This window comes from Bacillus sp. es.036, from assembly GCF_002563635.1.
In the GTDB taxonomy this organism is placed as follows: domain Bacteria; phylum Bacillota; class Bacilli; order Bacillales; family Guptibacillaceae; genus Guptibacillus.
Genome location: NZ_PDIZ01000001.1, coordinates 3,312,328 through 3,330,086 on the forward strand (window position 1 = coordinate 3,312,328; position 17,759 = coordinate 3,330,086).

Sequence of the window (17,759 nt, forward strand, 5' to 3'; positions counted from 1 at the left end):
CAAAACGATAAAAACAAGGAAATCGCTTGTCTTTAAAAATAAACCAACGATTCCATCATTTAGCAAACGCTTTCACTCTTTATTTTGTCACAGGTTTTAAAAGGAATCAACTATTTTTAGAATATTGTTTCATTTCTCATATAGTTCAATTGGCAGACCGTCTGGATCTGCGAAAAAGGTAAAGCGCTTGTTTGTGAGCTCATCCACTCTTGTGTTTTCAAGTGATGAAACGCCTTTTTCCTTAAGGTGTTGCACCGCCTCATCAAGATCCGTTACTTCAAACGCCACGTGCCTTAAACCTCTCGCTTCAGGGTAACTCGGTCTCTCAGGGGCGTTCGGAAAAGAAAACAATTCAATTTGAGTATGTTCCCCTACAGCTAAATCGAGTTTGTACGAATTTCGTTCTTTTCGATACGTTTCTTCGATAACTGTTAATCCCAGGGTATTCGTATAAAATTCTTTGGATCGTTCATAATCTGAGCAAATAACAGCCACATGATGGACTTTTGTAAACATTTTCATCACCTCTGTTCCACGATAGTCCCGAGATGCTCTAACGTCAATAAGAAAACCTGACTCAACGCCAGGTTTTTCTTTTATAATAGCGATTCTGCTCCATCTACAAACATCGCTGTGCCTGTCACATGACTGGATGCTTCCGAAGCTAAAAAGTAAACCACATCCGCTACTTGCTCTGAAGAGCCTGGCTTTTGCTCAAGAGGATGACTTCCTTCAGGATATTCGACAGGGATTTCGATGTCTTCCACACTTTCTTTTTTATCGGTATTCTGATCAATGTTTGTTTCAATCGCACCAGGACAAATCGCGTTAACGCGAATGCGATACTGAGCCAGTTCAAGCGCAGCCATTTTCATAAAAGCCACTTGTCCTGCTTTGGACGTACTGTAGGCAGACATGCCGAAGTTTGAGAAGGTGCGATTCCCATTGATGGAGCTTGTGATAACGATACTCCCACCGCTTTCTTTCATATAAGGAATCACATGCTTTACCATTAAAAACGTACTTCGCAAGTTTGTTTCAATCGTTTGATCCCACTCCTCTACCTTCATTTCTTCAATTGGATTGAGCGTTCCGTTAATCCCGGCATTATTGAAAAGAATATCAATGCGTCCCCATTCGCTCACAACTTGCTTTAATCCGTATGTAACCCGTTCTTCGTCGGAAACGTCCACATCAAGTACTAATGCTTCACCCCCGTCATTAATAATTTCTTCCTTCACTTGTTCTGCACGACTTTCTTTTAAATCAAATAAACAAACGCGAATCCCTTCTTTCGCCATTCGCTTAGCTGTCGCTTCTCCAATGCCAGAACCTCCACCTGTAATCACTGCCACCTTGTTCATGTTCATAACCTCCTTTTTTCTGCTATTCCCGCTGCTACGTTTTTTTAGACCGTTTTTTGAAAATAAAAAGAGACCTGCATAGGCCTCTTATTGCTGATCTTCCGTTTCATCATTCGGCTGCTTCTCGGCGTCGTCCATATCGCCTTCCTCCATGTTGCCATCTTCATCTTGATCGCCTTCTTGGTTCCCATCCTGATTCATCGTATCGTCATCTTCTTCATCAATTGTTCCATCGTCTTCATTCACATTCTCTTCATCCTCAGGCGTATTCTCCTGCATTTCTGGATCTTCAACGGGACCTTCTTCTTCATTTGCATTGGAGCATGCTGCAATGTTCAACGCAAGTAAACAAGTAACTAGTGATAGCATCCACTTTTTCAAAATAACTCCTCCTTGTAGCCGTAATAGTGGTATTTTTGCCATCTCTTTGAAAAATATGTATCCATGAAACCACCGTCTGCAGATGAGGATAAATTAAGCCGCTTTTTTACAAAAATAGTCATAAATAATTGTTATTTTTTACAATTTTCTACACCTTTCGTAGGTTAAATGTCCTATGATGAAAGAAGTTATTTTCGTTAGCATTCGTTAATCGTACAACGTATCCTCCAGAAAAGGGCAACTATTTTTGAAAAAAAGTAGACGCAAAGTAAACAGATCTAAGGAAGTTGTTATTGGAGCTTCTACGATGGCTGAACTACCTGGAATGAATTGAAGGAGGAGTTACATGGGCGTACATACGGAGGAAAAACTTGATGAAGAATGGGTTGCACTAATCATTGAAGCGAAAGAACTTGGCATGGATATTAACGAAATTAAATCATTTCTTCATCAAAATGGAAAGTAACTTTAACGAAAGCGGCATTGCATTATGCCGCTTTCGTTCTATTTACGGAACAAAAACATACTGGTATAATTAAGAATAGAAAGAATTTTGTCGAAGAATCGGAGGGTTGAACGTGATCGGGGAAGAAGTTAAAAAATATCGTTTACGCAAAGGATTATCACTTTCAGAATTAGCAGAACGCGCCAACGTCGCGAAATCGTATTTAAGTTCCATTGAACGAAATATACAATCTAATCCCTCTATTCAATTTTTAGATAAAATATCGAATGTTTTGGACGTTTCAGTCGAAGTACTTCTTCAAGGGGATGATCCGATTCACCAAAATGAATTAGACGCTGAATGGAAGAAGTTAGTGAAAGAAGCGATGGAATCAGGTGTAAGTAAAGATCAATTCAAGGAATTTCTTGAATTTAATAAATGGCGCGCAAAGCAGGGGCCTCATCAATAAAGTGTCACGCAAGAGCCGACACCTTTTGGTAGGCTCTTATTTCATTTTTAAATAAGGTCACGCAAGCACAAATCTAGCGAGTAAACCGGGGAAGCTTAATTAAACCTTATGGTCCTTTTCCCATCACTCATCATGAGGCGAAATGGTTTGGTTTTTAATAATTTTACTTAGTTCCTCATACATCTTTTGTTCATCCTCAACCAGTCCCTTGATGTCCTGATCTTTATATTCGAGACTGTGAATTTTCTCTAGAATAAAAGGCAGATCACAGTTTCCTTTATACTCATCGTTAATGTAGAGCTTGGCGATTTGTTCATCAACCGCAATCACTTTGATTCTTTTCCCTAGTATATAGGATACAAACGTCCCCTCACCTAACTTAATCACCATCATTCCTCCTTACTTTTTTGAGGAATTGATTAAAAACCGCTTCACTTCCTCCTTAGACAAACCTATATTTCTTGCGATTGACATAAGGGTCACCCAATCCTGATCCAATTTTTCGTCAGTATACGTTCTCATTCCCCATCCCCCTTATCAAATTCAGCAATAACCGACACTAATAAAGAACCTTTTGTTCTTTATTTAGAATGTACATCTAATATAGTCTTATTTTGGAAGATTAAAAAGAGTGAAAATTCTTTATTTTTAGCTGTATTTTTGGATAAACTTTCTATTTTCTAACAAATCCTCTACTATTCTTAATTTTTCACAATTTTATATTTCTTCCTATCGTTTATTTTTAAAATCTATGACTTTTGTTCTGTTTACAGAACAAACTGTTCTTGATAAAATTAACTCATTAAATAATGATAAAGTCGAGGTAAAGGGATGATCGGTGAAAAAATTAAACTTTATCGAAATAGAATGGGATTGTCTTTGACAGAATTAGCGAAGCGGGCAGGGGTAGCAAAGTCTTATTTAAGTTCCATCGAGCGAAATCAACAAGCAAATCCTTCTATTCAATTTCTTGAAAAAATCGCAGCGGAACTTAAAGTGCCGATTGAGGTATTCATTCTTGAAGAAGATCATGAGGAACCTGCGCTTGATACGGAATGGAAAGAATTGATCGAAGAGGCTATGCGCTCTGGCATTACAAAAGAAGACTTTGCGGATTATTTAGAGTTTAAAAAGTGGCAATTGCATCACGGAAAAAGCGAGCCGGAAAAATAGAAACTCCTGTCCAAGAAGGACAGGAGAGAAAGTTCTTATTCAGCAGAGTTCTCGGAGTTCTCGTTAGCTGCGGGCTCTTCGGTGTTATTTCCATTGTTCATAGAGTTGTTGCCGTTCTCTGAATCATTTTCACCGCTGTTACACGCTGTGATTAACATAACAGCTACTAACGAAGTTGCAATTTTGAGCATGAATTTCTTGTTATTCATTTCCAAAATTCCTCCCTGAACTCGATAAATTTTTACCGCTATTGAACGGTTGAGTAAATCATATCAGGTCAAAAAGGGAAAATGTTGAAATTTACATAGTCTCTATTATGGTTTTACAATCCGGATAAGTGCTTAACATCCCCTCAATAATTCCGTTCTGGTTCTAAAAAACAATCCTACTTTCTTGTGTCAAAATACTGACTCAAGAAGGAAGGATTCGTTCTTTCATGGTTACTTCAGGGCAAACATAATTTCAGCTTCAGCAGCAACTTCACCATCAACAGTGGCTGTTGCTTTTCCTTTACCAATCGGTCCTTTAATGCGGATAATTTCCACTTCAAGACGAAGCTGATCCCCTGGTTTCACTTGTCTTTTAAAACGGCATTTATCAATGCCTGTAAAGAAAGCAAGCTTCCCCTGGTTTTCTTCTTTCTTAAGCATCGCCACTGCCCCTACTTGAGCAAGTGCTTCTACAATCAAGACACCTGGCATAACCGGGTAGTCCGGGAAATGGCCATTAAAGAATTCTTCATTTGCTGTCACGTTCTTAATACCGACCGCGCGTACTTCTTCTTCTACTTCAAGAATTCGATCAACAAGAAGGAAAGGGTAGCGATGCGGGATAATCTTTTTAATTTCCTGACTATCTAACATATCTTATTCTCCTATCTGTTACTCTTCTTTTTTAACAATATCACTGATCTTCACCCAGGTGCTCTTTTTAAACACATCGCCAGGACTACCATCACCAATTACACCGTAACCGATCATCGCGCCTGCAAGAAGGGATGCCATGAGCAAGAGGGCAACGAGAAGAAGGCGTAGCCAGATGGGGATTAACCGCACCTTTGGCTTACGCTCTTGCTCGTCGTGATTCTTATTCGTTTGTGCGGCCTCTTTATTAAGAATGACTTTTTCTTCAGAAGCCTGGTTCACCTTTTCATGGTTGTTCGCCATTATGATTACACCCTTACGAATAGTTTCGGTTCTAATTTAGATTAATTTTTTCTTAGCAATCTTGTCAATATGTTCAAGCATAAGGCCTGTCCCTTTTGCCACACAGCTCATTGGCTCTTCCGCTACGAGAACTGGAACCATAAGCTCCTCAGCAAATAGCTGATCGATCCCGTGAAGTAGTGCGCCTCCACCTGTCATAATGACACCACGGTCGATAATATCCGCTGAAAGCTCCGGAGGTGTACGTTCTAGAACGCTCTTAGCAGCCATCACCATGTGGGAGATTGGCTCTTGAAGTGCCTGCTGAATTTCATCCGATTTTACAGTGATAGTCCGTGGAAGTCCTGATACCATATCTCGTCCACGAATATCAAGTTCTTCATTCCGGCCGCCTGGAAATACCGTTGCTACATTAATCTTAATTTGTTCTGCTGTTCGCTCCCCGATGAGAAGCTTATACGTTTTCTTGATGTAATCCAGGATTTCGTAATCGAACTTGTCCCCTGCCATTTTAATGGAAGAGGCGGTGACAATATCGCCCATTGAAAGCACTGCGATATCTGTCGTTCCACCGCCAATGTCCACAACCATATTACCGCTTGGCTGAAAAATATCCATGCCAGCGCCAATTGCAGCTACTTTTGGTTCTTCTTCAAGAAAAATTTGTTTCCCACCGCTTTTTTCAGCAGCTTCTTTAATCGCTTTCTTCTCAACAGATGTGATGTTCGTAGGCGTACAAATTAAAATACGCGGCTTTGATAGAAAGCTTTTTACATTAATTTTGTTCAAGAAATGTCTTAGCATCACTTCTGTAATATCGAAGTCTGCGATCACGCCGTCTTTAAGTGGACGCGTTGCAACGATGTTTCCAGGAGTCCGGCCAACCATTTGTCTTGCTTCTTCACCAACAGCAAGTGCTCTTCCAGTACCCGTGTCTAGTGCTACAACAGACGGTTCATCTAAAACAATGCCTCTGCCTTTCACATAAATCAGTACGTTCGCCGTACCTAAATCGATCCCAATATCACGTGAAAACATGACGTATCCTCCCTGTATTCTAACACTCATCTATAGTTTCAGTACTAGTATGTTTAAACTACGTATCCATTAGTATATTGTACCATAAATTAAGAAACAGGAAGAAAGTATTTAGAAAAAATTGTCGTTTTTAGGCGCATTATTTGACAGCTTCTTCTTTTTCCGTATCCTTTCTATATTTTATTCTCGTTGCTTCGCCGCCGCGGAGATGGCGTATCGATTTATGATACTCGAGAATGCCCTTCACCTCATTGGCGAGGTCCGGATTAATTTCAGGAAGTCGTTCTGTTAGATCCTTGTGAACGGTACTTTTAGAAACGCCAAATTCCTTTGCGATCACCCTCACCGTTTTCTTAGTCTCCACGATGTAATTTCCAATCTTGATGGTTCGCTCTTTGATGTAATCGTGCACACCACTCGCCTCCCTAAATTGGATGTGAGAGATGCGAAATGAGACTGATAAAGTGATCATGCTACGAAGCTCTAGTCATCAGGTGACCTACATGATGTCAGGAGTATTGCATGCAAGAATACTTCGAAGCCTTACCACAACTTCTCACCTCTGCCCCTCATTTACTAAGTTTTGTAACATTTTATTAAAGCAAAGGTGGTTATATTCCTAAAAGTCAAGAGGGACAAGGGATTTTATTTAAATATTCTTTTAAATGGACCATGTTGGTTTTTTTGTATGTTTCGAAACAAGAAAAAAGAACCTCCAGTTTACAACCGGAGATTCTTCTTTTAGATGACCTCGTCGTCTTTCCATACCTCTCCATCTCTGAATGTAAGCTGTTCAGGATATCTGAGATCCATCACTTCATTCTGAAGCTTCTCAGAAGGTGGTTTTGTACTTAACGATACGATCACATTTGTTAAAATGGCTGACGTAGCACCGAAGATTCCTGCTCCAGTGTCAATAATGCCTAAAATCGTAAATCCTCCGTACTTTGCAAGGAAAATGTACGTTAAGGTGACCAATAATCCCACGATCATCCCCGCAATGACACCTGGTGCATTCGCTCTCTTCCACCACACCCCAAGTATAAGTGCTGGAAAGAATGTTCCTGAAGCAAGGGCAAACGCCCACGCTACAATTTGCGTGATCACTCCCGGTGGATTTAACGCCACGACTCCCGCTACAATCGTCGCAATCAAAATAGACCAGCGCGCAACAGACATCCGCTTCCGCTCCGTTGCCCTAGGATTAATGATGCGGTAGTAAATATCATGAGAAAACGACGAAGAAATTGCAATCAGTAACCCACCAGCCGTCGATAACGCTGCGGCCATCGCTCCTGCTGCGACGAGACCAATCACAAAAATGCCTAAGTCAGCAATTTCAGGTGTGGCCATAACCACAATGTCATTGCTGATCGCAATCTCTTGCCACTGGAGAATGCCATCTCCACTCGTATCAGCCATCGTTAGAAGCCCGGTATTTACCCATTTCTCCGTCCATGCAGGCAAAGAGTCGATCGGACTGCCTGCTACTTGTTTCATCAAAATAAAGCGAGAAAAAGCCGCATAGGCTGGAGCAGATAAATAGAGGAGACCGATAAAAAGTAGCGCCCATGCGCCGCTCCACCGTGCTGCTTTCATTGTAGATACGGTATAAAAGCGAACGATCACGTGCGGCAACCCAGCTGTTCCTGCCATTAAACTAAACATAAGGGCAATAAACTGCCACTTTGAAGCTGATTCAAACGGTGCAAAATACTCAGAGATTCCGAGCTCTCGATCTAATTCACCGAGTTCTGATACGACATTCCCATAGCTTAGCCACGGAATCGGGTTATTCGTAATTTGAAGTGACATGAAAATAACGGGTATTAAGTAGGCCAGAATTAAAATAATATACTGCGCCACCTGGGTCCACGTAATTCCTTTCATCCCACCAAATGTTGCATAGATCGCGATAATAACGACCCCAATCATAACGCCCACTTTGGCATCTACTTCAAACAATCTTCCAATCACAACGCCCGACCCAGCTAACTGACCAATCGAATAGGTGAAGCTAATAATGATTGTTGCAATGGCTGCGATAACTAAGGCTGTTTTGCTTTGAAAACGATCGCCGATAAATTCCGGAACCGTGTAACGCCCATATTTCCGCAATTGCGGTGCTAACAGAAAGGTTAACAGCAAATACCCTCCTGTCCAGCCCATAATATAAGCAAGCCCATCATAGCCAAGAACCATCACTGTTCCAGCAAGACCGATGAATGAAGCTGCACTCATCCAGTCCGCTCCGATCGCCATACCATTGTAAATCGCGGGTACGCCTCGACCGGCAACAAAGAACTCGGACGTTTGACGTGCGCGATTAAAGACCGCAATCCCAATGTATAGACCAAATGATGCGACAATAAGTAGAAGTGAAACTAGAAATTGTGTATCCATCCCTTATCCCCCTTATGATTGTAAGGTTTGTCCTTTCGTTGCTTTCACTCGCTTTTCGACTAACCCATACTTTTGATCAATTCTGTCCGATATGTAAGCGTTAACAAATAATAGAATAATAAAAACAACAATCGAACCTTGCGCGCCCATAAAATAATGAAGCGGGAATCCGTTAAACGTATATTGCGCAAGCGTTTCAGCAAACAGTACCATTCCAAAAGACACGGCAAACCAGAAAAAAAGTAAGATCGAAATCAACCTTACTCTCGCATGAAAGTAAGCATCTGCCATTTTCTTATCAATCTTTTTCATAAGTGAACCTCCTAACTATTTTAAGTTAAAAATAAGTTCGATTGTTTCGACAAAGCCAAGCGGAACTCTAGCAATCTCAATAATAAAATAGATTCCCATAAGCGCAATTGGGATTAGTAAGTATACGCCTTTTCGCTTTTTGATTGTAAAAATTAAACAGACTATAGCAGCAGCTAGCAACACATATAAAATAAGTAGTCTCTCCTTTCTTGTATAATTATCTGAATTTTCTAAAATACACTTCTCATTATGTTTCTACCATACGAGGAAGTCAATGAGACTAACTTACCAGTAACTGTATATTGCGACATGACAATAGACCTGTGTTCCCGACACAAAAAAGCGAATCTTTTTAATCGATAAGGAATGATAGCGCTATTTCCCGGGAAAGGTCGAATGGTGTCCGATTTTATTCCATACAAAAAGCCCCCGATCACTCGGGGACTTCTGTTATTCTGAATCCTTTGTATCTGATTTTTGATCGTCCGATTTCTGCTCGTTGCTTTTTTGCTCGTCGGATTGATCCTCGTCAGCACTGTTTGCATCTTCTTCGGCGTCTTTCTCAGCATCCATTTCGGATTCTGTACTGTTGTCCTGATTTTCAACGTCAGTACCTTCTGAGGCTGATGGGTTTGAAACTTCGTCACCAGCTTCTGGCGCTTCAACTGCTGAAGAAGGCTGGCTAAATACATCAAGTGGGTTAACCGGCACATCATCTTTACGTACTTCAAAGTGTACGTGGACACCTGCGTCTGTATCAAACGTGTTTGTTCCAGCTGTACCAAGCTTTTCGCCTTGCTTTACAGTATCGCCTTGTTCTACTTCAAGAGCTTCAAGCGATTCATAAACAGTTACAACACCATCGTTATGTTCTAAATGAACAACATTTCCAAGTAACTGGTCGTTCGTTGCTTTCACAACCTTACCACTCATCGCGGCTTTGACATCAAAACTAGCGCCATCTTCTTTAGCATAGTCGATTCCTGCGTTCTGGTAGTAGGTATTATTATAGAAAACAAGGGCTGCTTGTTGTTCTTCCGTGCTAGCTGATGTGTCATAGAATTGTTTCTGCACAAATACGCCACTATCTTCGGATGCAGGTACTTTAAAGACTTCTGAATCACCAAGAACTGGAACAGACTCGTCATTTGTGTCAAAGGCACTTCTTTCTTCATCAATTCCACTTAAATCTTTTGCATTGTCTTGCCCGCCTTGCATCCATAGAACGGTTGCAAGAACAATTGCTGCAAAACCAAGATAGACTGCTGGATAAATCCAACGTTTTCTTGCTAGCTTCTGCCATTTAGAAGCGCTTTTTTCAACAGGATGAGATCGTTGTTTTTCGTCTCCCATTTGTTCATCACCTCAGCAACATTGTGGTCAGGTTACGAGATTTATATACCTCTTACGAAAAAAAGTTCTATTTATTTTTCGACAAAGGAGTTTCTTTTATGCATGGACTTGAAATTTCTTTGTTTCCCATAATGGATGAACGCATGATATCACTGATATAATTTCCCAGTTCTTTACTCAATATGTAAGTGTTTCTTGTATCTATTTTGTTATCTATTTGTAAGAATGATTCCTTAGGCAATAGGGTATATAACCTTTATACGCTTTTGACAACAAAATCTATTTTGATAACATCAAAATGATCATAAAGGGGATTAACCATTAATGAATTACGTGATTACGTCAACACTGCCTGAGCAATACGGAGGCAGAACAAAGTCCCTCCTTGACCGCACGAAGAAACTAGTTGAGCAAGCTGACCTGTCATATACAATTATTACAACAAACTACAACCCATACTACGGAGAGATCTACGAGCAGTACTATCGCCAAAATAAAGTTCCGCGCTCGGTAAAAATGATTAATATTTACGATTATCTGGCCAATCGTTCTTATTCAGGTGATAAAGTAGAGCAACCAATCGAAGAAGAAGGCCTTACGTATCGTGAAGTAAAGAAAAATAAAGCCTACCGCTTTTTTGAAAACGGAGAGTACGTTCTTTATAAAAACTATGATACGGAAGACGGCTCTTTGAAATTTATCGACTTTATGGATTCTTACAACCGTAAACGGGCCTGTAGAAAAGAATTTAATAGCCTTGGGAAATGCCATAGAAAGATTAACTACAAGCAAGGAACGACGAATAAGCTTGAAGAAATCTATTATGATGATGCTGGCAATGCTTATGTAAATAAAACGTTTGATGGTTCAAATGAAAGTAAGTTGATTCGCATGCATCTCTTTAATGGACAAGACATTCTAGAATTTAAAACAGAAAAAGACTTCTTCCGCTATTGTCTTGAGCACATGATTGAAGATGGTTCTACCATTATTAATGATGCTCGTCTTCTTGATAAACCAATGTGTGAGATGAAGGGAAATGATGTAACGAAAATCGCCATCCTTCACAATACACATCTACAAAGCGAAGACATTCATGACGTCAAATCGTCTTACCAGTATTTGATCGAGCATGCGGAAGACGTCGATCATATTGTTGCGTTAACGTATGAACAGAAAAAAGATCTTTCTCATCATATCTTTAACAATGAAAAGATCAGCATCATTCCGCATTCCATTGCTCCTTCTACTCGAAACAAGAGTGTTCAGAAGGAAAATAAATTTGTTTTCATCGGCAGGTTAACCGATGTGAAACAACCTGATCATTTAATTGAAGCGTATCAAATGGCGAGAGAACAGCTATCTGACTTTACACTTGATATTTATGGAGAAGGACCGGTAAAAGAAAAGCTTGAAGAGCAGATTAACGAATACAAGCTTGAAAACCACGTAACTTTAAAAGGATTAACCGATGATCCAGAAGGTGTCTTTGCTTCATCAAAAGCTTCTTTCCTCCCGAGTCAGTATGAAGGATTTGGACTGGTGATTATGGAAAGTCTGAATAACGGCTGTCCTGTTGTGGCTTACGATATTAAATATGGTCCGAGAGATTTAGTGAAGGATCATGAAAATGGGCTTATCGTTGAGAAAAACAATATTGAAGCACTATCAAAAGCAATGGTACAAGTAAAGGATATGGATTTTGGAACGATTGACGTCGAGAAAGAATTCCGAGAAGAAGCCTTTGTATCAAATTGGAGTGTTCTTCTAGGTAAACAACAGAAAAAATTTAAGCTTCCCTTCTTTAACTAAGGTCTCTCCAGAAAAAGACCGCTACTGTTCACAGTAGCGGTCTTTCTTTTACCTTTTCGCCGTATAATCTGTCACGTAGTTCTCCATCTCACTAATCGCGACACCTTGATAATAATGTTTCACAATATCAGCGTACGCCTTACCATCTTCCGCCATTCCATTTGCTCCATATTGGCTCATTCCAACACCATGTCCGTACCCTTTTGTTACCACGTTAATCGTTTCTCCCACTCGTTCCCACGTAAAGTCAGAAGACCTCAGTCCGAGAAGATCTCTTATTTCTCTACCAGTAAACGTTTTCCCACCTACTGAAACTTCTGCTACTCTTTTGCCTTCGGTTAAATTTTCAATGGATCCAATGGAATTGTTTGAAAGGTCTACACCAAGTTTCTTTTCAAATTCTGCCACTGTGAACGTTGCTTTATCTTCGTATTTTGGCGAATCAACATCCCACGGACTTTCAACACTTCTTAAATAAGGTGCTTTATTTTCCCAATAGTCTTCTGAATTCTCTGTATAGCCATTACTTGTGGAGAAAAAAGAAGCATAGATTGGATTGCCTTCATAGGTTAAAATTTGACCGGTCGTCGCTTGAACCGCTTCTTCAATTCTCGCATACTTTTCGTCAAATTCTTCTCCCCACGCTTTTTTCAATTGTGCTTGATCCTTATATACCTGATCCTGAATCGTATCTGTGACGACAGCTTGATCAGGAAGATTGGCAGAAGGATTTTTAAGCTTCGTTACGACAAACGTTCTAGCGGTAAGCGCCTGAGCTTTCAACGCCTCCATATTAAAGTCTGAAGGCATTTCAGCAGCGACGACACCTTTCACATAGTCTTCGATCGGGATACTTATTGTTTCTTTCTGATCTGATCGAAAGACCGGTACGTCTACTTCCACCACTTCTGTTATTTTCTCCTTCGTCATCTGATTCCCTTCACTGGTCTGTGGTTTCATCTCCGTTGCTCCAAAAGGTAAAACCAGAATAGATGGGAGAAGGATTAGAATCGCCGCAAACAGAATTAGTGAGCCAACAATTCGCTTCATTCACATGCCTCCTTCTCGTTTGCTTACCCCTACCATCGTATGGAGATGGACAACCATTTAGAACAGAAACGGCAAGCAGATACGGAGTTTTTTTACCATATATATGCAAACGATTGATCGCACAGCCACTTTTTGCACATAAAAAAGAGGAGGCCATGGCCTCCTCTTTTATTCACATTATGCAAATTTAGGTTTCACATTAACAGCTTGCTCAGACTCTTCTGTTGCAGGCTTTGCTGTCTCATCAACTGTTACACGTTCAACGTCAGCTCCAAGGCTTGCAAGCTTCCCAGAGAAGTTAACGTAACCGCGGTCAAGGTGCTTCAGCTCATCAACGCGAGTGTAGCCATCAGCGACAAGTCCAGCTAGAATTAAAGCAGCTCCAGCGCGCAAATCAGTAGCAGAAACTTCTGCACCTTGAAGTGTAGAAGGTCCTTCAATGATTGCTGCGCGTCCTTCAATCTTGATGTTTCCGTTCATGCGACGGAATTCTTCCACGTGCATGAAGCGATTTTCAAAGACTGTTTCGGTAATAACACTTGTACCCTTAGCTTGAAGTAATAGCGCCATCATCTGAGATTGCATATCCGTCGGGAACCCAGGGTGAGGCATTGTTTTCAAGTCAACTGGCTTTAGCGTTTCAGGTCCAACAATGCGAAGTCCCTGACCTTCTTCAGTGATTTGAACGCCCATTTCTTCCATCTTCGCAATCAATGGACGAAGATGTTCCGAAACAGCATTTTCAATTAATACGTTACCACCTGTAATTGCAGCAGCTACCATGAATGTTCCTGCTTCAATACGGTCTGGAATAACAGCGTGCTCTGCTCCTACGAGCTTTTCCACACCTTCAATACGAATCGTACCAGTACCTGCGCCGCGTACTTTTGCACCCATTGCATTTAGATAGTTCGCAAGACAAACGATTTCAGGTTCTTGAGCAACGTTCTCCATTACCGTTGTACCTTCTGCAAGTACAGCTGCCATCATAATATTTTCAGTGGCGCCTACACTTGGGAAATCAAGATAAATCTTTGCCCCTTGTAGTCTTCCTTTAATACCAGCTTCAATAAAGCCGTTACCGATTGTCACTTCTGCACCCATTGCTTCAAAGCCTTTAAGATGCTGATCAATCGGTCTTGAACCAATTGCGCAACCTCCAGGTAGTGCAATACGGGCATGACCCACGCGGGCCAAAAGTGGTCCCATCACAAGAAACGAAGCTCGCATTTTACGAACTGCTTCAAATGGTGCCTCTGTTTCCAAAGGTTTTGTTGCGTCTACTTTAATTGTGTTACCTTCTATTTGCGTCTCAACATTAAGATAGCTTAATACTTCACTAATCGTGTGTACATCTGAAAGGGCAGGCACATCATTTAACGTGCTCGTGCCTTCACCTGCTAAAATAGATGCTGTGATGACGGGCAAGACTGCATTTTTAGCTCCTTCTACTTTCACAGAGCCTGACAATCTCCTGCCACCTCGGACGATGATTTTTTCCAACGTATTCCCCTCCGCGTCCTATTTGTATATTAATATTCAGTCGTAATTATTGGTGTGCCAATTGTAGCGGTTATTCCGCCGCCTATTCCTGTATTCCGTAATGCTATTTGTATGTTCATTCTCTGGTTGTTCGTTACGAGATCTGCTTCCCACTCTTCATGGTATGCGGAAAGAGATACAAACGTCTCTTCATTGATTTCTTCTACTTTTGAAGCGGAAAAAGCTCCTAACAGCTTGTCTGCTTCATTGTACAAAACAATGTCCATTGTATCATTTTTCTCACCCACAAAACAAGAGAAAACTGGGGCTTCTTGCGTAACTAATTGTGACTTTTGCGCCTTAAATCGTTCGTACGTTGTTCGCCATTCCTCCTGATAAAACCCTTTAATTTCCATGTTATAAATAAGATAAGAGCTAATGCGATTTTCTTCTGGATAAGATACGAGTGTCAGTGTTTCTTTCGTACCCAATTCTGAATCGATTCTTGTCCCGCTTACTTTTACATTACCGTCTTTTTTTTCCAAATCACCCCATTGAAAACCTGGTGCTCTTTTGGAAATCTGGGACATAATACCTTTGTACCCTAACGACTTTGGAATGAAACTCACTTTTTCTCGCGTGTAAAGCGACCACTTTTGTATAGAATAATTGTGGGTCAGTAGAACATTCGCCATCTCGGCAGTCTTTACTTCCGTTTCATCTTCAATTGAGACTGATGTACCATTCGAAAAGCTCGCTAGAAGTAAAATGGACAGTAATCCGATTAGAAGCCTCATCTTAACCCTCTCCCCGTTCTGGTCTTCTTATCTTTCAGTGTGACCATGGGAGGGGAAGGCATACATGGAAGTTGTAGTCAGATCCCGACAAATTCCGTAAGAAGCTTCCGTATATGAACTGTTTTTGAGTTTTTCTAGCTGGCAGTGCCTGTTTAAACCCTGGGGCTTAAACAGGTGCATTCGCTTTTCATTGTCTAGCTGCTGCGCCCAGTCCCTCGAGTCGCTTCACCTTGTAGATTGAACACAAAGAGCGTGTTCATTCTACAAGGTTCCAGCGCTTGTCGGGGCTTAACGGGCGCATTCGCTTTTCTTGGCTAGCTTCAACCCCCAGTCCCTCGATCGCTTCACCTTGTAGATTGAACGCAAGTGTTCATTCTACAAGGTTCCAGCGCTTGTCGGGTCTAAACGGGCGCATTCGCTTTTCTTGGCTAGCTGCAACGCCCAAACCCTCGAGTCGCTTCACCTTTTTGATTGAACACAAAGACCGTGTTCACTCTAAAAGCCTCCAGCGCTTGTCGGGTTTAAACGGGCGTTTCCGCTTTTCGTTTTTAAAAGAAATATTGTAGACGGAGTGACCAGTTGTAGTAATCTAGGAAGAAACTGCTTGCGAGGGAACCGATGCTTAGGGTTAGCAAGATCATGAGGACTTTCGCCTGTGGACTGTTCGGTTTTTTGAAAAAGACATCGAACCGAACGGTTTGTAACGCCCACCAGGTAATCATAATGAAAACCAGGTTAATCACAATCGTTAAAATCGATTGTTGCGCCAGTGCTTCTGTCATCTTATCTACCCCCCTATCTGCAAGTGCACCATTCGACAAACGTACATTTTTCCATCTAATAGCCTATTATAAGAGATTTCAATACAAATGAATATCCTACTTTACCCCTAATCAGCGTTTTTTTCTCACACAAATAAGGCGTTTTCGCCATATTTTCCTTTTTCTTCGTTTCATACACGGAAAAACAGCAGATTCCTCTGCTGTTTCAGGGATTAAAGATTTCAAGGAATTGAAAGTGATCGTGAATAAAAGTTAATGCAACGGAAGGAAAGACGCCAAGTATAACGGTTCCTGCTGCGGTGATCGCGAGTACAGCGACAAGCCCATTTGAGGCAACGACTGGCTTTTTCGTTACTGATGGACGGAAATACATTTGAATGAATAAGCCAAAATAATAAACATAGGAGAGGATTGTTCCGGTTAACATGGCGAGTGCCAGAACGAATCGCTTCGGCTCGGTGCCTAGTGCGCTCATGAAAATCTCAAACTTGCCGATAAAGCCAGCCGTTAACGGGATGCCAGCGAGCGATAAAAGGTAGATCGTCATCGCGATTGTGACATAAGGAGAGCGTTTAAATAAACCGGCAAAAGAATCGACTGTTACCTCTTTCGTCTCGTCACCTAGCGCATGAATCACGGCAAATGCCCCGAGATTCATTAACAAATAAGCGGCAAGATAAAACCATACGGCATCAAAGACGAGCTCTGATAAAGCAGCTAACGGAACGAGAAGGTAGCCAGCGTGCGCAATACTCGAATAGGCGAACAGCCTTTTCGCATTCAACTGTCTTAGCGCAATGAGATTTCCAATCAGAATTGTGAGAACAGCGAGTAACACAAGATAGGGACGAACCGAGACAAGTAGCGTCTCATAGCTTAACCCATCTGGTGTAATGACTTTTCCAGTTCCAGGTGCAAAAACAAAGGGAACCATGAGGAGTCTGAGCATGATCGCAAACCCTGCAATTTTCGAAACCACACTAAGATAGGCGGTGATCGGCGTTTCAGCCCCCTGGTAAACGTCCGGCGCCCACATATGAAATGGGGCGGCTGTTATTTTAAAGCTGAGACCAACAAAAATCATAAGAAAAGCAAACACAGCGATGTACCGATTCTCTGTCACAATGTCGCTACCCATTAAAGCTTGAATTTCATAAATGTTTGTTTCCCCAGTCAGGCCAAATAAGTAACTCATTCCAAACAGCGTGATGGCTGTCGCAATTCCGCCATTAACGATGTATTTAAAAGCAGCTTCATTCGCTAACTGGTTCTTTTTACGAATGCCAACAAGAATGTAGGATGATAGACTAAGAAGCTCTAACCCGACGAAAAGCGTAATTAAATCCGCACTTGAAGCCATCATCATCCCACCAAGTAAACCTGTTAGCAAGAGGTAGGGATATTCTCCTTTCACCTCATCAAGGTCATTTGCTTTTATCCCTAGCAGTAGAACGAGACCCGTCCCAATGAGCATAAGAAGCTTAAATGCTTTTGCGAAGGAGTCGAGTCGATACGTTTGATTTATTATCGTCACAACGCCATCATCAAGCTGAAAAATGAGAAAGACGATGGCCAGCGCAATGCCTGCGAGGGCAAACCAAACGAGAATCGCTCTATCCCTGTTCTTTGGCATAAACAAATCAAGTAGTGATAGCGTCACTGCCGTCAGCAGTATTGTAAACTCTGGCATCATGCTGCTCCATTGGTAGTTTAGTAACTCATTGATCTCCAT

The 17,759-nt window shown here is 41.3% G+C and carries 22 protein-coding genes and 1 riboswitch; of the genes, 4 read left to right on the forward strand and 18 right to left on the reverse strand.

Annotated elements, in window-relative coordinates; genetic code table 11:
• Window positions 1-129: 129 nt before the first annotated feature.
• The 3 genes from gloA2 to ATG70_RS16555 all read right to left on the reverse strand — a co-directional run bounded on the left by gloA2 (window position 130) and on the right by ATG70_RS16555 (window position 1,745).
• Window positions 130-522 carry an SMU1112c/YaeR family gloxylase I-like metalloprotein gene (gloA2, locus tag ATG70_RS16545; protein ID WP_218925494.1) on the reverse strand — a complete coding sequence of 131 codons (393 nt, stop codon included), beginning with the start codon at window positions 520-522 and terminating at the stop codon, window positions 130-132.
• 74 nt (window positions 523-596) lie between these two features.
• The gene (locus ATG70_RS16550) at window positions 597-1,364 is read right to left on the reverse strand and encodes an SDR family oxidoreductase (RefSeq protein WP_373560770.1); all 768 of its coding nucleotides are present in this window, start codon (window positions 1,362-1,364) and stop codon (window positions 597-599) included.
• An 87-nt stretch (window positions 1,365-1,451) separates the two neighbouring features.
• Entirely contained in the window at window positions 1,452-1,745 is a 294-nt protein-coding gene (locus ATG70_RS16555; protein ID WP_098445354.1) for a hypothetical protein, read from the reverse strand.
• A 226-nt stretch (window positions 1,746-1,971) separates the two neighbouring features.
• A riboswitch (cyclic di-GMP riboswitch) is annotated at window positions 1,972-2,069 on the forward strand.
• A 22-nt stretch (window positions 2,070-2,091) separates the two neighbouring features.
• Here ATG70_RS16555 and ATG70_RS16560 point away from each other — a divergent pair.
• The gene (locus ATG70_RS16560) at window positions 2,092-2,211 is read left to right on the forward strand and encodes an anti-repressor SinI family protein (protein WP_098445355.1); all 120 of its coding nucleotides are present in this window, start codon (window positions 2,092-2,094) and stop codon (window positions 2,209-2,211) included.
• Window positions 2,212-2,323: 112 nt separating this feature from the next.
• On the forward strand, window positions 2,324-2,659 hold the full coding sequence (locus tag ATG70_RS16565) for a helix-turn-helix domain-containing protein (RefSeq protein ID WP_098445356.1): 336 nt from the start codon (window positions 2,324-2,326) through the stop codon (window positions 2,657-2,659).
• A gap of 123 nt (window positions 2,660-2,782) precedes the next feature.
• Here ATG70_RS16565 and ATG70_RS16570 read toward each other — a convergent pair whose 3' ends face one another.
• Entirely contained in the window at window positions 2,783-3,046 is a 264-nt protein-coding gene (locus ATG70_RS16570) for a hypothetical protein (RefSeq protein ID WP_098445357.1), read from the reverse strand.
• 12 nt (window positions 3,047-3,058) lie between these two features.
• Window positions 3,059-3,181 carry an anti-repressor SinI family protein gene (locus ATG70_RS16575; protein ID WP_098445358.1) on the reverse strand — a complete coding sequence of 41 codons (123 nt, stop codon included), beginning with the start codon at window positions 3,179-3,181 and terminating at the stop codon, window positions 3,059-3,061.
• A gap of 309 nt (window positions 3,182-3,490) precedes the next feature.
• Here ATG70_RS16575 and ATG70_RS16580 point away from each other — a divergent pair, with 309 nt between their 5' ends.
• Window positions 3,491-3,832: a helix-turn-helix domain-containing protein gene (locus tag ATG70_RS16580; protein WP_098445359.1), complete on the forward strand. Its 342-nt coding sequence runs from the start codon at window positions 3,491-3,493 to the stop codon at window positions 3,830-3,832.
• A 35-nt stretch (window positions 3,833-3,867) separates the two neighbouring features.
• On the opposite strand, the gene ATG70_RS22610 is transcribed toward ATG70_RS16580, so the two are convergent.
• From ATG70_RS22610 to ATG70_RS16615, 8 genes are all read right to left on the reverse strand, one after another.
• Window positions 3,868-4,041, reverse strand: a complete 174-nt coding sequence (locus tag ATG70_RS22610) for a hypothetical protein (RefSeq protein WP_179886313.1) — start codon at window positions 4,039-4,041, stop codon at window positions 3,868-3,870.
• A gap of 231 nt (window positions 4,042-4,272) precedes the next feature.
• Entirely contained in the window at window positions 4,273-4,695 is a 423-nt protein-coding gene (gene fabZ / locus ATG70_RS16585) for a 3-hydroxyacyl-ACP dehydratase FabZ (protein ID WP_098445360.1), read from the reverse strand.
• 18 nt (window positions 4,696-4,713) lie between these two features.
• The gene (locus ATG70_RS16590; RefSeq protein WP_098445361.1) at window positions 4,714-4,998 is read right to left on the reverse strand and encodes a DNA-directed RNA polymerase subunit beta; all 285 of its coding nucleotides are present in this window, start codon (window positions 4,996-4,998) and stop codon (window positions 4,714-4,716) included.
• Window positions 4,999-5,034: 36 nt separating this feature from the next.
• Window positions 5,035-6,036: a rod shape-determining protein gene (locus ATG70_RS16595; protein ID WP_098445362.1), complete on the reverse strand. Its 1,002-nt coding sequence runs from the start codon at window positions 6,034-6,036 to the stop codon at window positions 5,035-5,037.
• Window positions 6,037-6,175: 139 nt separating this feature from the next.
• Window positions 6,176-6,448, reverse strand: a complete 273-nt coding sequence (gene spoIIID / locus ATG70_RS16600; protein ID WP_048311390.1) for a sporulation transcriptional regulator SpoIIID — start codon at window positions 6,446-6,448, stop codon at window positions 6,176-6,178.
• A 329-nt stretch (window positions 6,449-6,777) separates the two neighbouring features.
• Entirely contained in the window at window positions 6,778-8,439 is a 1,662-nt protein-coding gene (locus ATG70_RS16605; protein WP_098445363.1) for a sodium:solute symporter family protein, read from the reverse strand.
• Window positions 8,440-8,451: 12 nt separating this feature from the next.
• Window positions 8,452-8,751 (reverse strand): DUF4212 domain-containing protein, encoded by a 300-nt coding sequence (locus tag ATG70_RS16610; RefSeq protein WP_098445364.1) that lies wholly within the window; start codon window positions 8,749-8,751, stop codon window positions 8,452-8,454.
• Window positions 8,752-9,201: 450 nt separating this feature from the next.
• A complete protein-coding gene (locus ATG70_RS16615) occupies window positions 9,202-10,104 on the reverse strand; it encodes a M23 family metallopeptidase (protein ID WP_098445365.1) in 903 nt (300 codons plus the stop codon).
• 324 nt (window positions 10,105-10,428) lie between these two features.
• Here ATG70_RS16615 and ATG70_RS16620 point away from each other — a divergent pair, with 324 nt between their 5' ends.
• Complete coding sequence (locus tag ATG70_RS16620; RefSeq protein WP_098445366.1) at window positions 10,429-11,916, forward strand: glycosyltransferase; 1,488 nt, start codon at window positions 10,429-10,431, stop codon at window positions 11,914-11,916.
• 48 nt (window positions 11,917-11,964) lie between these two features.
• Here the strand turns inward: ATG70_RS16620 and spoIID are convergent, their stop codons facing one another.
• From spoIID to nuoN, 5 genes are all read right to left on the reverse strand, one after another.
• Window positions 11,965-12,966 (reverse strand): stage II sporulation protein D, encoded by a 1,002-nt coding sequence (gene spoIID / locus ATG70_RS16625; RefSeq protein WP_098445367.1) that lies wholly within the window; start codon window positions 12,964-12,966, stop codon window positions 11,965-11,967.
• A 177-nt stretch (window positions 12,967-13,143) separates the two neighbouring features.
• Window positions 13,144-14,469 carry a UDP-N-acetylglucosamine 1-carboxyvinyltransferase gene (murA, locus tag ATG70_RS16630; RefSeq protein WP_098445368.1) on the reverse strand — a complete coding sequence of 442 codons (1,326 nt, stop codon included), beginning with the start codon at window positions 14,467-14,469 and terminating at the stop codon, window positions 13,144-13,146.
• Window positions 14,470-14,498: 29 nt separating this feature from the next.
• Entirely contained in the window at window positions 14,499-15,245 is a 747-nt protein-coding gene (locus tag ATG70_RS16635; protein WP_098445369.1) for a YwmB family TATA-box binding protein, read from the reverse strand.
• A gap of 548 nt (window positions 15,246-15,793) precedes the next feature.
• A complete protein-coding gene (locus ATG70_RS16640; protein ID WP_098445370.1) occupies window positions 15,794-16,027 on the reverse strand; it encodes a DUF1146 family protein in 234 nt (77 codons plus the stop codon).
• 205 nt (window positions 16,028-16,232) lie between these two features.
• A complete protein-coding gene (gene nuoN, locus ATG70_RS16645) occupies window positions 16,233-17,759 on the reverse strand; it encodes an NADH-quinone oxidoreductase subunit NuoN (RefSeq protein WP_098445371.1) in 1,527 nt (508 codons plus the stop codon).